Source organism: Duganella dendranthematis (genome assembly GCF_012849375.1).
Lineage (GTDB): Bacteria > Pseudomonadota > Gammaproteobacteria > Burkholderiales > Burkholderiaceae_D > Rugamonas > Rugamonas dendranthematis.
This window is the reverse complement of sequence record NZ_CP051684.1, coordinates 4,936,297-4,950,258: the sequence shown is the minus strand read 5'-3', so window position 1 is coordinate 4,950,258 and position 13,962 is coordinate 4,936,297. Positions and strand designations below refer to the sequence as shown.

Genomic DNA, 13,962 nt, shown 5'->3' with positions numbered 1-13,962 from the left:
ACATGGGAGTAACAGCCATTCATCATTTACAATATTTTCAAGTTTACCATGTCACTGCTGAGATACAGCGTACAGCGCAACATTGACTTTGGCGCCAGCGCCCCCATCATCCCCTCATGACAGAAGCCATGCCCGCCGCCCACGCGTATCACTTCCACCCTGCCGTCTCGGCGTGGTTCGACGCGGCCTTCCCCGACGCCACCGAGGCGCAGCGCCAGGCCTGGCCGCACATCCAGGCCGGCCGCACCACGCTGATCGCCGCGCCGACCGGTTCCGGCAAAACCCTGACCGCGTTCCTGGCCGCCATCGACGCGCTGGTGCGGGAGAGCCGTAACGCGCCGCTGCCGGATGAGACGCGGGTACTGTACGTGTCGCCGCTCAAGGCGCTGTCGAACGACATCCGGGTCAACCTGCTGGCGCCACTGGAAGGCATCGGCCGCGAACTGGAGGCCTTGAATTTGCCGCCGCACGGCATCCGCACCGCCGTACGCACCGGCGACACCACCCAGACCGAACGCAACGCCATGCGCCGGCGCGCCCCGCACATCCTGGTGTCGACGCCGGAGTCGCTCTACGTGCTGCTGGGCTCCGACAGCGGCCGCGCCATGCTGGCTGGCGTGCGCACGGTGATCGTCGACGAGATTCACGCGGTCGCCGGCAGCAAGCGTGGCAGCCACCTGTCGCTCAGCCTGGAGCGGCTCGCTGCGCTGTGCGCGCAGCCGCCGGTGCGGGTCGGCCTGTCGGCTACGCAGAAGCCGATATCGGCGGTGGCCCACTTCCTGGCCGGCGCCGGGCGGCCGTGCGCGGTGGTAGACGTGGGCCATGTGCGCGCGCGTGACCTCAACCTGGAACTGCCGCCGGTGCCGCTGGAAGCGGTGATGGCAAACGACGTGTGGGAACGCGTCTACGACCGGCTGGCCGAACTGACCGTCATGCATCGCACCACGCTGGTCTTCGTCAACACCCGGCGCATGGCCGAGCGCATGGCGCGCCACCTGGCCGACCGTCTCGGCGCAGAACACGTGGCGGCGCACCACGGCAGCCTGGCCAAGGAATACCGGCTCGATGCCGAGCAGCGCCTCAAGCGCGGCGAATTGCAGGTGCTGATCGCCACCGCGTCGCTGGAGCTGGGCATCGACATCGGCGATGTGGATCTGGTGTGCCAGATTGGTTCGCCGCGCAGCATCGCCTCCTTCCTGCAACGCGTGGGCCGATCGGGCCACCATGTGGGCGGCCTGCCCAAGGGCCGGCTATTCCCGACCTCACGCGACGATCTGATTGAATGCACGGCGCTGCTGGACTGCGTGCGCCGCAATGAGCTGGACGCGTTGCGCATTCCGCCGGCGCCGCTGGACGTGCTGGCGCAACAGATCGTGGCGGAAGTGGCCTGTCGCGAGTGGCGCGAGGATGAGCTGTTTGCCCTGCTGCGGCAAGCATCGCCGTATGCGCAACTGGACCGCCAGCATTATGACGATGTGCTGCACATGCTCACCGACGGCTACACCAGCCGCCAAGGCGTGCGCGGCTCCTATCTGCACCGCGACACGGTGAGCGGCACGATGCGCGGACGGCGCGGCGGCAAGATGACGGCAGTGATGTCCGGCGGGACCATTCCGGACAACGCCGATTACACGGTGATGCTGGAACCGCAGGGCCAGAACATCGGCACGGTGCACGAAGATTTTGCGGTCGAGAGCCTGGCCGGCGATGTTTTCCAGCTTGGGAATACGTCCTACCGCATCCAGCGCATTGAAGCCGGCAAGGTTCGGGTGGAGGATGCGCATGGCGCGGCGCCGAATATCCCGTTCTGGCTGGGGGAAGCGCCTGGCCGCACCGACGAGCTGTCAATCGGCGTGGCGCGCTTGCGCGGCGAGATTGACCGCTTACTGGCCGGCGATGGTGACAGCGATGGCGATGCCGCGCTGGAACGCGTGGTTGACTGGCTGGCCGAGCATCTGGGACTGCGCGACGATGCTGCGCGCCAGATCGCCGATTACATGGCGCGGTCGCGCGCCACGCTGGGCGCCCTGCCCACCCGCGATACGCTGGTGATGGAGCGCTTCTTTGACGAATCGGGCGGCATGCAGCTGGTGGTGCATGCGCCGTACGGGAGCCGCGTCAACCGCGCCTGGGGACTGGCGCTGCGCAAGCGCTTCTGCCGCACCTTTAACTTTGAATTGCAGGCTGCGGCCACCGAGGACGCGATTGTGCTGTCGCTGTCGGAGAGTCATAGCTTTCCGCTGGATGAGGTGTGGCGCTATCTGCGGTCCACCACGGCGGAGCATATTCTGATTCAGGCTTTGCTGGACGCGCCACTGTTCAATGTGCGGTGGCGCTGGAACGCGACCACGTCGCTGGCCTTGCCGCGCTTTGCCGGTGGCCGCAAAGTGGCGCCGCAACTGATGCGCATGAAGAGCGACGATTTGCTGGCGGCGGTGTTTCCCGATCAGGCGGCGTGCCTGGAGAATATTGTCGGCGAGCGCGAGCTGCCCAGCCATCCGCTGGTGGACCAGACGCTGGACGACTGCCTGCACGAGGCGATGGACAGCGAAGGCTGGCTGGCGCTGTTGCGACGCATGGAGGCTGGCGAGGTGCGGCTGCTGTCACGCGATCTGCCGGCGCCGTCGCCGCTGGCGATGGAGATTCTGAATGCGCGGCCGTATGCGTTCCTGGACGATGCGCCGTTGGAAGAGCGGCGCGCGCAGGCGGTGATCAACCGGCGCTGGACCGATCCGGCATCCACCGATGATCTGGGTGCGCTGGATTCTGGCGCGATTGCAGCGGTGGCGGAGGAAGCCTGGCCGTCGGTGCGCAATAACGATGAGATGCACGAAGCGCTGATGTCGCTGGCTTGCGTCACGCATGACGAGGCGACGCGCGCGGAAGGCTGGCCTGCATGGCTGGAAGGCCTCGCCGCCACCGGCCGCGCCACGCGCCTACGCGACGCCGCCAGCGGCGCCGATCTGTGGGTCGCGCTGGAGCGGCTGCCCTGCCTGAGCGCAGCCTATCCGGCAGCCGACGCCACGCCGCTACTGACCGCGCGCCTCGCCGCCGGGACGCTGGTCGCTGGCGATGCGCAGACCGCTGGGGATGGGCTTGCCTTGCGCATCGGGGCGCTGGCTGCGGCAGAAGAATGGACGCGCGATGCTGCGCTGGTGGAGATTCTGCGCGCGCGGCTGGGCGGCACCGGGCCGCAGACCGTGGCCGCGATTGCCGCACCGCTCGGCCTTACCGCGTCCACGGTAACCATCGCGCTGACGCAACTGGAAACCGAAGGCTACGTGATGCGAGGCCGCTTCACGCCCGGCGCCGCCGTCGAGGAATGGTGCGAGCGCCACCTGCTGGCCCGCATCCACCGCTACACCATCAAACGCCTGCGGCGCGAGATCGAGCCGGTGGAACGCCAAGACTTCATGCGCTTCCTGTTCGAGTGGCAGCACCTGACGCCAGATGCGCAACTCAAGGGCCCGGACGCACTGCCGCAAGCGCTGGCGCAACTGGAAGGCTACGAAGCCGCCGCCGGCGCCTGGGAAAGCGATCTGCTGGCCCTACGCGTGCAGGACTACTCCTCGCTGTGGCTGGACGACTTGTGCCGCGCCGGCAAAATCGTCTGGACGCGGGTCGGCGCGCCGTCCAGCGCTGTCGGCGGGCCGGTGCGCAATACGCCGTTGGTGCTGCTGCCGCGCCGTCAACTGGCGCTGTGGCATGCGCTGCCCGCCGTGTCGGATCAGGTGGAAGTATCGCCCCGCGCCGCGCGCGTGCTGGAGGCGCTGCGGCGCGACGGCGCAATGTTCTTCGATGAACTGTCGCACGACGCCCGCTTGCTGCCGGTGGAACTGGAGAACACGCTGGGCGAACTGGTCGCCACAGGCCTGGTCAACGCCGACAGCTACGCCGGCCTGCGCGCCATGCTGGTGCCGGCCAACAAGCGCGCCAGCAACGACAAGCGCCGCCGCCGTGGCGCCGGACCGACAATGGAGGAAGCCGGCCGCTGGGCGCTGGTCCGTCGTGGCGACAACCTGACCATCACGGTGCGGGCGATTGAAACCGCTATCCCCACCGCCAGCAGCGATGAAGACAGCATCCCCTCCCTGACAGCCACCGCCCCCAGCGCGCAGACGCCGCTGGCCACGGCCCCGCACGCAATCGCGCTGCCGGCCGCACGTCCCGCGCCACCTGGCCGCAAGCCGCGCACCGATCCGGACACGCTGGAACACATCGCCATGACGCTGCTGCGCCGCTACGGCGTGATGTTCTGGCGTCTACTGGAGCGCGAAGCTGGCTGGATGCCTAGCTGGCGCGAACTGCTGCCCATCTACCACCGCCTGGAAGCACGCGGCGAAATCCGTGGCGGCCGCTTCGTGGCCGGCCTCTCAGGCGAACAATTCGCCCTGCCGGAAGCCATTCCCCTGCTGCGCGAAATGCGCCGCCGGCCGCATGACGGCAGCTACGTCTGCATCTCCGCCGTCGACCCGCTCAACTTGTGCGGCACCCTGCTGCCCGGCGACAAAGTCCCGGCGCTGGCCGGCAACCGCCTGCTGTTCCGTGACGGCGCCCCCATTGCCACCCAGGTCGCAGGCAAATTCCACTACGCGCCAGACACGTCGGACCGCGAATTGCTGCACGCCTGGCTGGTCGGCAAACACGCCAGCATTTAGCCTATTGTGGCGTACCGCACATAAGCGACGCCCATGGAGGCGTAGCATCGGTAGTCATGAAAAAATCGCGCCCACTTAAAATATTCGCTGGCCTGCTCGTCACGCTCCTGTTGGTGCTGGTGGCGATCGTCATCTTCGTGCTGACGTTCGACTGGAACCGTGCGCGGCCCTGGATTAACCATCGCGTGTCCGACAGCATCGGCCGCGAATTCGCCATCAACGGCGACTTGCGGGTGCATTGGGAACAGGGCAGCGCCGCCGAACATGGCTGGCGACGCTACGTGCCGCGCCCACGCATCAGCGCCAATGACGTCTACGTCGCCAATCCTGACTGGACCAGCACCGGCCCGAAACTGGCCAGCGCCGGCAGCATCGTGGTGGCCATCCACCCGCTGCCGCTGCTGCACAAGGAAGTGGTCATCACCGACCTCGCCGTCGACAAAATCACGCTGGCCGCACAACGCCGGGCCGACGGCAGCAACACATGGACCTTCAAGGACAACGGCCCATCCGAATGGGACGTCGATATCCAGCGCCTGACGCTGGGAGACGGCGATCTGCGCTACCTCGACGACGGCATCAAACTCGATCTGCGCGCCAAAGCCAGCGGCATCAACGAAGGCGTCGACGCGCAAAAATACGGCATCAAGTTCGACCTTAGCGGCAGCTACCGCAACGCGCCGGTCACCGGCGGCGGCAAAGTCGGTAAAGTCCTGGCACTAACCGACGAACACACGCAATTCCCGGTGCAGGCCAACGCCAACCTGGGTAAAAACAAAATCGCCGTGGAAGGCATGCTGACCGACCCGCGCGCGCCGGCCGGTCTTGATCTGAAACTGTCGCTGGGCGGCGCCAGCATGGCCGACCTGTATCCGCTGACTGGCGTGCTGCTGCCGGAAACGCCACCCTACGCCACCACTGGTCGCCTGATCGGTAAAAAATCCGGCGCTGTCTGGAACTGGACTTACAAAAACTTCACCGGCACTGTGGGCGGCAGCGATCTGGAAGGCACGCTGGCCTACAGCCCGCGCAAACCGCGCCCGATGCTCACCGGCGAACTGACGTCACGTCAATTGCGACTGGAAGATCTGGGGCCAACCATCGGCGCGGAGAGTAACGAAAGCAAAGCCAATCGCGGCAAAGCGAAAAATCAGCCAGACGACAAAGCGCTGCCGGTTGAACAATTCAACACCGCCAAATGGGATGCGCTGGATGCCGACGTCAAATTCAATGGCAAAAAGCTGATCCGCACGCATGACATTCCGCTTAACGACATCCAGGCACACATCAAGATGAACAACAAGGTGCTGACGCTGACGCCACTCAACTTCGGCATGGCCGGCGGCGACATCACCTCCAACATCAAGCTCGATGGCCGCCAGAAGGTAATCGACGCCGATATCCGCATGGCGGCGCGCCACCTCAAGATCAACCAGCTGTTCCCGAAACTGGAATCGATGAAGGCCAGCGTTGGTGAAGTCAGCGCAGACGCCGCGCTGGCCGGCAAAGGCAATTCCGTGTCTGCCATGCTGGCGACGTCCAGCGGTGAACTGGGGACCACCGTCAGCGAAGGCTCGGTCAGCAAATTCATTCTGGAAGCCGCAGGCCTGAACGTCGCCAACCTGGTGTTCGTCAAATTGTTCGGCGACCGTCAGGTGCAGCTGAACTGCCTGGCCGGCGACTTCGTGGTGGAACACGGCAAGGCGGACGCGCGCCGCTTCGTGGTCGATACGCAGGAAGCAATCATCAACGTCAGCGGCAATGTGGACTTGGCCAAAGAGACGCTGGACCTGGACGTTCGTCCGCAAACCAAGGGCGTACGCATTATTTCGCTGCGCACGCCGCTATACGCAAGGGGCACTTTCACCAATCCGGACGTCGGCCCGCAAAAAGGCCCGCTGGCGCTCAAAGCCGGCGCCGCCGTGGCGCTGGCCAGCATCGTCAATCCGCTGGCGGCCGTGATCCCGCTGATCAATACCGGCAAGGTCGATTCAGTGGACTGCGGCGCCCTGCTGGCGCAAGCCAACAAGACCCGCAACGAAGCGAAGACGCAGCCGATCAAGAAGAAGTAAAGAGCCGCACGCCAAACACCGGACCGGCCGTGTGCCCCGGTTCAGGATCGAAGCGCACCACCACGCTGCTCTTGCCGCTGGTGAGGCGCTCCGGCAGCGGATACTCCTCGTCGATAAACGCGCCCGGATGGCTGCCATCCAGCATGACGCGGGCGATCCGTTCGCCGTCCACGCTAATGTAGAAATCGCGGTTGCGTTCCTCTCCCCAGTAGCTTGCTTGCAGCACCAGCGGGCCGGTCGTGCACTTCATGCGGAAGCTGAAGTAGCCGCCGGTGCGCGCATCGCGGCCGTTGCGGCCACGGTAGGACACCGGATATGAGATGTCCGATTGCAGATCGTGATCGCGCTCCGGCTGCATTTCGCCGAGGTGCATCACATCCACCGATCGTGCCGCCAAATCCTTGAGGCGCGCTTCTTCTTTGCGGAAGGCCACCTCCGACGCCGCCCACTCCGACTCCGTGTAGGCGTTGAAGTACACCGCCGCGCGCCGCTCGTACTGCGAGAAGAATGGCGCAAACTTCATATCGCCCGGCCGGCCGCTGCCCACGCTGCGGTAAAGCGCCTTGCTCTTGTCCGCCGGCGCAAACGAAGCGAGAATATTCGCGCCGACCAGCGCCGGCGCCAGTCCGTCGAACGGCTTGTCGGCCGCGCCAAGATCGGCCGCCAGCACCATCGGGCCGCGCAGCAGCGCCACCACATGGTCATTGCCAGCGGTCGATTCCAATCGCAGATCCAGCGGAAGCGACAGGCGCACCGTGTCGCCCGCGCGCCAGCGGCGGCGGATCAGCACATAGCCCTTGTCTTGCTGCGCCTTGTGCGGCCTGCCGTTGACCAGCAACGTATGCTGCGCGGCCCATGCCGGGATGCGCAGCGCGACAGTGAACGTGCGCTGCCCCGCCAGCCGGCGCACCTTCAGGTCGATATCGCCTTCATACGGATAGCGCGTGTTCAGTTCTAATTGCGCAGCACCGGCTTTCCACTCCACCGTCGATGGAATATAGAGGTTGACGAACAATGTATCGCCATTCTCCCAGTAGATCGAATCGCCATGTTTGGCGTGGCTCTCCATGCCGGACAACACGCAGCACCAGAAATCATTCTCCTCGCTGGAGTATTCGCGCGCCACACCGGACATCAGCGGAGTCATATAGGTGAACATGCCTGTGCGCGGATTCTGATGCGCCAGGATGTGATTGAGGTGCGTGCGTTCATAGTAGTCGAAGTACGCGGCATCCGGCGCCCAGCTATACAGATGACGCGTCATCTTCAGCATGTTGTAGCTGCAGCAGGCTTCGCAGGTCTGCTCGGTGATGTGGGCGGCGATGGTGTCCGGCGCCGAAAAGTATTCGCGGTCGCCGTTGCCGCCAATGACGTAGCTGTGATGTTGCGTGACGCGCTTCCAGAAGAAGTCCACCGCGTTGGCGTCGCTCTGGCGGCCGGTCAGTTCATGCAGTCGCGCGAGGCCGATCAATTTCGGGATCTGCGTGTTGGAGTGCAGGTTGGCCAGTTCGTCGCGGCCTTGCGTCAGCGGCAGCAGCACCTTGGTGTGATACAGCCGCTGCGCCAGCGCCAGCCAGCGTTTGTCCTGCGTGCGCGCATATAGTTCGGCGAAGCTTTCGTTGATGCCGCCATGTTCGCAGCCCAGCACCTGCTGCACTTGTTCGTCATTCAGCGCCGCGAATACTTTGTCGATGTAGCCGGCCAAGCCCAGCGCCACTTGCAGCGCCTGATCGTTGCCGGCGTAGGTTTGGGCGTCGAACAGGCCGGCAAATACCTTGTGCCAGTTATACAGCGGCACCCAGCAGCCGTTCAGGTCAAAGCCCGCCGAGCGGATCTCGCCGCGCATGATTTCGGGGAAAATCTCCTTGCCGTCGACGACTGTGCCGTCCTTGCGCTTGCGCATAAAGCCGGCCGCGTAGCCGTCGCCTTGCGCCTGCTGCACGCGTGCCAGTTCGGCGACGATGTAATCGATGCGCGGCTTGAGCGCCGGCGTGCCGGTTTGCGCATACATCAGCGACAGTGCGGACAGGTAGTGGCCCAGTCCTTCGCCGGCGATGGTGTCGGATTCCCAGCCGCCGTAGATGGCGCCTTTGACCGGCAGGCCGGCGAACAGATGGTAATTATGCAGGAAGCGGTCGGCGCTCAAGCGCAGCAGGTATGCCTGGTTAGCCTGCACGGCGTCCGCGTACACGGAAGGCAGCAGACGCACCGACGACAACGGCAGCGCCTGGGCGGTGGCCGGCACGCTGGAGGCAGCGGTGGCCAATCCGGTGGCAACGGTGGCCGCGCTGGCGGCACTCAATCCGGGGACCAGGCCCAGGCCGGCGGCGCCGCGCAGCACCAGGCGGCGATGATGGAAAGACGACAAGGCGCGCATGGAAATCCTGAATAGATTAGTATGCCGATAATGTACCGCGTCCCTCTTCACCCGTCTTGCATGACAGGAGCATGAAAAATGACGAATTCCGCACAATGCTGTTTGCCCCACCGCCGCGCGTCAGGCGCGCCATGAGCGCCGTGCCGCATCAGGGCTGCGACCGAGCCATTGCCGCAGCTGCCGGCGCACCAGAGGTCACGCCGGCACCCGCCGATCATCCGCGCATCGTGCTGGCGACCACCATCCTGGCTTCCAGCCTGGCTTTCATTGACGGCTCGGTGGTGAATGTCGGCCTGCCGGCGATTGGTCGCAGTCTGCATGCCGACGGTGGCGTGCTGTCGTGGATTATCAACGGCTACCTGCTGCCGCTTAGCGCCCTTTTGCTGCTGGGCGGCGCGGCTGGCGACCGTTTCGGCAGGCGCCGCATTCTGGTGCTTGGCGTGGCTTTGTTCGCACTGGCGTCCGCCTGGTGCGCGCTGGCGCCGACGGCTACCCTACTAGTGGCCGGACGCATTGTCCAAGGCGCCGGCGCAGCGCTGCTGATGCCAAACAGCCTGGCGATTCTCGGCACGCACTTTCAAGGCGAGGCGCGTGGACGGGCGATTGGCATCTGGGCCGCAGTCGGCGCGGCGGCGGGCGCCATCGGCCCTTTGCTCGGCGGCTGGCTGGTCGACGTCACCGGATGGCGCGCGATCTTTTTCATCAACTTGCCGCTGGCAGCAGCGACCATCGTGCTAGCCCTGCGCTATCTACGCGCCGATGCCCCAGCGGCCGGCGATCTGCGGACAGACGATGCGGCGACCGGATTGGCCAGAGCGGCGGCAAGGCCCGCCGCCACGCTGGACATCGCCGGCGCAGCCACGGCCAGCATCGGCCTGGCGGCGCTTACCTGGGGCCTGACGGTGGCTACCAGCGGCGCCGGCCTGCACTGGCAATCCGGCCTGGGAATCGTCGTCGGCGTGGTGCTGATGCTGCTATTCCTGCGCGTCGAGCAGCGCGCTGGCGACAGCGCCATTCTGCCACTGTCGCTGTTCCACTCGCACAGTTTCAGCGGCCTCAATCTGATGACTTTCCTGTTGTATGGCGCGCTGGGCGCACTGCTGCTGGTGCTGCCGTTTGTACTGATCGAATACGACCACTACTCGGCCAGCGAAGCCGGCGCCGCGCTGTTGCCGCTGCCGGTGGTAATTGCGCTCGCCTCCTCCACCATGGGTCGGCTGGCCGGCAAACTAGGACCACGCTTGCCGCTGACGGCCGGCCCGATCATCGTCGCCGCCGGCTTCATGCTGGCGATGCGCATCGGTGGCGGCAGCTACTGGACCACCACGCTGCCAGCCATGCTGGTGATCGCCATCGGCATGGCCGTCGCAGTGGCGCCGCTGACCACCGCCGTGCTGTCCTCGGTGGATGCCGCACATAGCGGCGTCGCCTCCGGCTTCAACAGCGCTGTAGCCCGCGCCGGCGGCTTGTTCACCACCGCGCTGCTGGCGGCGGTGCTCGGCGCCCAAGGTGCTGCCCTGCTGGACGCTTTTCACGTCGCGGCATTGGCCTGCGCCGTTACCGCACTGGCCAGCGCCGGCTGCGCCTACCGCTGGATCGCGGCCTGACGATCAAGGGCCAAACTCAAATCGGATCGAACATCTCGCGGTCGATATAGCACCAGCCCCACGTCTCGCCACGTTCACCAGAGCGCATGATCGGGTGGCCGGTGGTGTTGAAATGCTTGGTGGCGTGACGGTTCTTCGACTGGTCGCAGCAGCCCACGTGACCGCAGGTCAGGCAGACGCGCAAGTGCACCCACTCATCGCCGGTCTTCAGGCACTCTTCGCAGCCGTTGGTATTGGCGTGGTGGGTGTGGATCTGGTTGAAGTGCTGGCACTGATCGCTCATCGCGGCCTCCGGATTGTAAAACCGCCAGTCTACCGCGTTAAAGCGAGGATGTACTCTCCCCTTGGATCAGTCGAACGCGCCCTTACCAGCCCATTTTCTGGCGAATGAACGCCGTCAACTGCGCCGCATTGGCCTGATGCTGCTTGATGCGCGGGTGGCCGCCGAAGCCATTCCACGGAAACACCAGCGTATCGATGCGCTGGTCGCCCGACGCCTGCATCTGGTCCACCGCCGTACGCACATAGCCCGGCCACTTGGAACCCTCCTCCACCGCATCCATGCTACCCAGCGCGCAGACGATGTACGCGTTCGGATACAGCGCGCGGATCTTCTGCACAAACGTGCGATACGCGGCGATGCGCTGCTCATCGCTCGGTATCGGCGACAGGCGTTTCTCGCGGTCGATTAGCCAGTGGTCATTCTGGAACAGATTAATCACCACCACATCCGGCGTCCACGACGTGAAGTCCCAGTGCGTATCGTTGTTACCGACTGCGCTCAACTGGTCGTAAAAATCCGGCATGGTGAACGGGAACCAGCTGATCATGATGCCGATGCCACTCTGCGAGGTGATATGCGCCTCCGCATCCAGCGCGCGCGCCGTGATCGACGAGTAGGACATGAAGTTGTTCTTGTCCTTCAGCAGATGATCCGGCCCGTCATCCGGCGACTCATTGCCCATGCCAGTGGTGATGGAGTCGCCAAAGAATTCGATATGCCGTTTCTTGCGCGGCGGTGGCGCCAGCAGCTTGCCGCCGTCGGCCAGCTCCAGTCCCTGGAAGAAGGTGCCGCCCTCCTCGCCCTCGGTGCGCTTGGTAATCAAGAAACGGTGCGCGCCCGGCGTCAGGCCGCTGGCGACCGGATAGGTCTTGCTGCCCTGCGCCGCCTCGATCACCACGGGCTTGGCCAGGTCGCCATCGATAAACACGTTGAAGAAGTTCTTGCCCTGCTGGTCGTCCAGCTTGACGGCCAGGCTGGCGCCGGTGAAGTTGCCTTCGATACTGGTGCCAGGCCAGGACAACATGGGACGCGCGCGGTCGGCGAAGTCTATGCGGCCGGTGTACTGCAACTGCGCGTTATCCGGCTGGATGGCCACGCCGGCGAAAGCCTGCCCCGCCAGCAGCAACGCCAGCATCCCTGTCTTGAACTTCATCGATACGTCTCCTTTATTGTTGGCGGAACCGCTCCGCATGTCCGCTGGCGCGGAATTGCTCGATCATGTAATCGACAAACACCCGCACCTTGGCCGGCACCAGCTTGCGGCTTGAATAGTATATCGATAGCGGCCGGATTTCGGCATACCACTCCGGCAGCACGCGCAGCAGCTCTCCGCTGTCCAGGAACGGCAAGGCGTGCGGCAGCGGCAGCATGGCAATGCCCATGCCGGCGGCAGCCGCGCGCGCAATGGCTTCCGGGTCGTCCATCACCGCCACCGGCCGCACGCTGGCCACCACTTCCTGTCCTGCCTTATTTTTCAGGGTCCACGCAGCCAGCCGGCCGGTGGCCAGTGAACGGCGCAGCAAACCGCGATGACGCGCCAGCTCCTGCGGTTGCGACGGCGCCGGCGACGCCTTCAGATACGCCGGCGAGACCGCCAGGATGATGTCCACCCGCGCCAGTTCGCGCGCCACCAGTGCGTCGGTCAGCTCGATGCCGCCGCCGATAGCGACGTCGAAGCCTTCCGCGATCAGGTCCACCTGGCGATTATCGAAGTGCAGGTCCGGCACCACGTCCGGATAGCGTCGCGTGAATTCCGCCAGCAGCGGCACGATGTAATTGCGGCCCACCGTATGCGCCAGCGACACCTTGAGCGTGCCGGCTGGCTTGCCCGCGCCTTGACTCAGGTCGGTCAGTGCGTCGCCGATCTCGCTCCACGGCAGCCGCACCTGCGCGTACAGGCGTTCGCCGTCGGTGGTCAGCGCCAGGCTGCGGGTGCTGCGCTGGAACAGGCGCACACCCAGCCGCAATTCCAGTCGGTTAACGCTTTTGCTGACGGCGGCCGGGGTTAGTCCCAGGCGGCGCGCGGCTGCGGAAAAGCTGCCCTCGTCGGCAGCGGCGATGAAGGCGTCGAGATAGCTGCTTAATTCAGTAAACATGCGCTCATCTTATACCAATTGATACCTTGGGTTGAAACTGTAAGCGGTATTTCATAACTACCGCGATCAAGTCGCGAAGACCATACTGTGTTCATCAACCAACCGAAAGGAACCAAATCATGACCTCGAACACTAAATTCAACGGCAAAGTCGCTTTCATCAACGGCGGTTCGCGCGGTATCGGCGCTGCCACTGCCCGTCGCCTGGCGAGCGAAGGCGCCAAAGTCGCCATCGGCTACGCCGCCTCGGCCATCGCTGCCGAAGCACTGGTAGAAGAAATCAAAGCCGCCGGCGGTCAAGCCATCGCCATCAAGGCCGATGCCGCCGATGCCGCAGCACTGACCAAAGCCATCGACAGCGTGGCAGAACGCTTCGGCCGCCTGGACATCCTGGTCAACAGCGCCGGCGTGCTGCTGCTCGGCCCAACCGACCAGTTCTCGCTGGAAGACTTCGACCGCACCGTGGCCGTCAACGTGCGTGGCGTGTTCGTCGCTTCGCAAGCCGCCGCCAAACACATGACCGATGGTGGCCGCATCATCAACATCGGCAGCACCAACGCCCAACGCATGCCGTTCGAAGGCGGCGCGGCTTACGCGATGAGCAAATCGGCGCTGGTTGGCCTGGTCAAAGGCATGGCGCGCGATCTGGGTAGCCGCAACATCACCGTCAACAACGTCGCGCCAGGTCCGGTCGATACCGACATGAATCCGGCCGACAGCGATTTCGCCCTGGGCTTGCATGGCCTGATGGCGCTGAAACGCCACGGCAAGGCAGATGAAGTGGCAGCCATGGTGTCCTACCTGGCCGGCCCTGAAGCAGGCTTCGTCACCGGCGCCGACCTGCTGATCGACGGCGGCTTCGCAGCGTAA

Annotated in this window: 8 protein-coding genes; 4 read left to right on the top strand and 4 right to left on the bottom strand. The window is 64.9% G+C overall.

Going from position 1 to position 13,962, the window contains the following annotated elements; genetic code table 11:
- Positions 1-128 precede the first annotated feature (128 nt).
- Both HH213_RS22780 and HH213_RS22775 read left to right on the top strand, forming a co-directional pair.
- Entirely contained in the window at positions 129-4,658 is a 4,530-nt protein-coding gene (locus tag HH213_RS22780; protein ID WP_229263113.1) for a DEAD/DEAH box helicase, read from the top strand.
- Positions 4,659-4,714: 56 nt separating this feature from the next.
- Positions 4,715-6,730, top strand: coding sequence for an AsmA family protein (locus tag HH213_RS22775; protein WP_169113745.1), 2,016 nt, complete (start codon positions 4,715-4,717; stop codon positions 6,728-6,730).
- Here the strand turns inward: HH213_RS22775 and HH213_RS22770 are convergent.
- Positions 6,717-9,107: a glycoside hydrolase family 127 protein gene (locus HH213_RS22770; protein ID WP_169113744.1), complete on the bottom strand. Its 2,391-nt coding sequence runs from the start codon at positions 9,105-9,107 to the stop codon at positions 6,717-6,719. The genes HH213_RS22775 and HH213_RS22770 overlap by 14 nt on opposite strands.
- A 71-nt stretch (positions 9,108-9,178) precedes the next feature.
- Between HH213_RS22770 and HH213_RS22765 the strand changes: the two genes are divergently transcribed.
- Positions 9,179-10,714, top strand: coding sequence for an MFS transporter (locus HH213_RS22765; RefSeq protein ID WP_217363457.1), 1,536 nt, complete (start codon positions 9,179-9,181; stop codon positions 10,712-10,714).
- Positions 10,715-10,730: 16 nt separating this feature from the next.
- Here HH213_RS22765 and HH213_RS22760 read toward each other — a convergent pair whose 3' ends face one another.
- The 3 genes from HH213_RS22760 to HH213_RS22750 all read right to left on the bottom strand — a co-directional run bounded on the left by HH213_RS22760 (position 10,731) and on the right by HH213_RS22750 (position 13,093).
- Positions 10,731-10,997 (bottom strand): UBP-type zinc finger domain-containing protein, encoded by a 267-nt coding sequence (locus tag HH213_RS22760; RefSeq protein ID WP_110848272.1) that lies wholly within the window; start codon positions 10,995-10,997, stop codon positions 10,731-10,733.
- 82 nt (positions 10,998-11,079) lie between these two features.
- Positions 11,080-12,150, bottom strand: coding sequence for an SGNH/GDSL hydrolase family protein (locus HH213_RS22755; protein WP_169113743.1), 1,071 nt, complete (start codon positions 12,148-12,150; stop codon positions 11,080-11,082).
- 13 nt (positions 12,151-12,163) lie between these two features.
- Positions 12,164-13,093 carry a LysR family transcriptional regulator gene (locus HH213_RS22750; protein WP_169113742.1) on the bottom strand — a complete coding sequence of 310 codons (930 nt, stop codon included), beginning with the start codon at positions 13,091-13,093 and terminating at the stop codon, positions 12,164-12,166.
- Positions 13,094-13,212: 119 nt separating this feature from the next.
- Here HH213_RS22750 and HH213_RS22745 point away from each other — a divergent pair, with 119 nt between their 5' ends.
- On the top strand, positions 13,213-13,962 hold the full coding sequence (locus HH213_RS22745; RefSeq protein ID WP_169113741.1) for an SDR family oxidoreductase: 750 nt from the start codon (positions 13,213-13,215) through the stop codon (positions 13,960-13,962).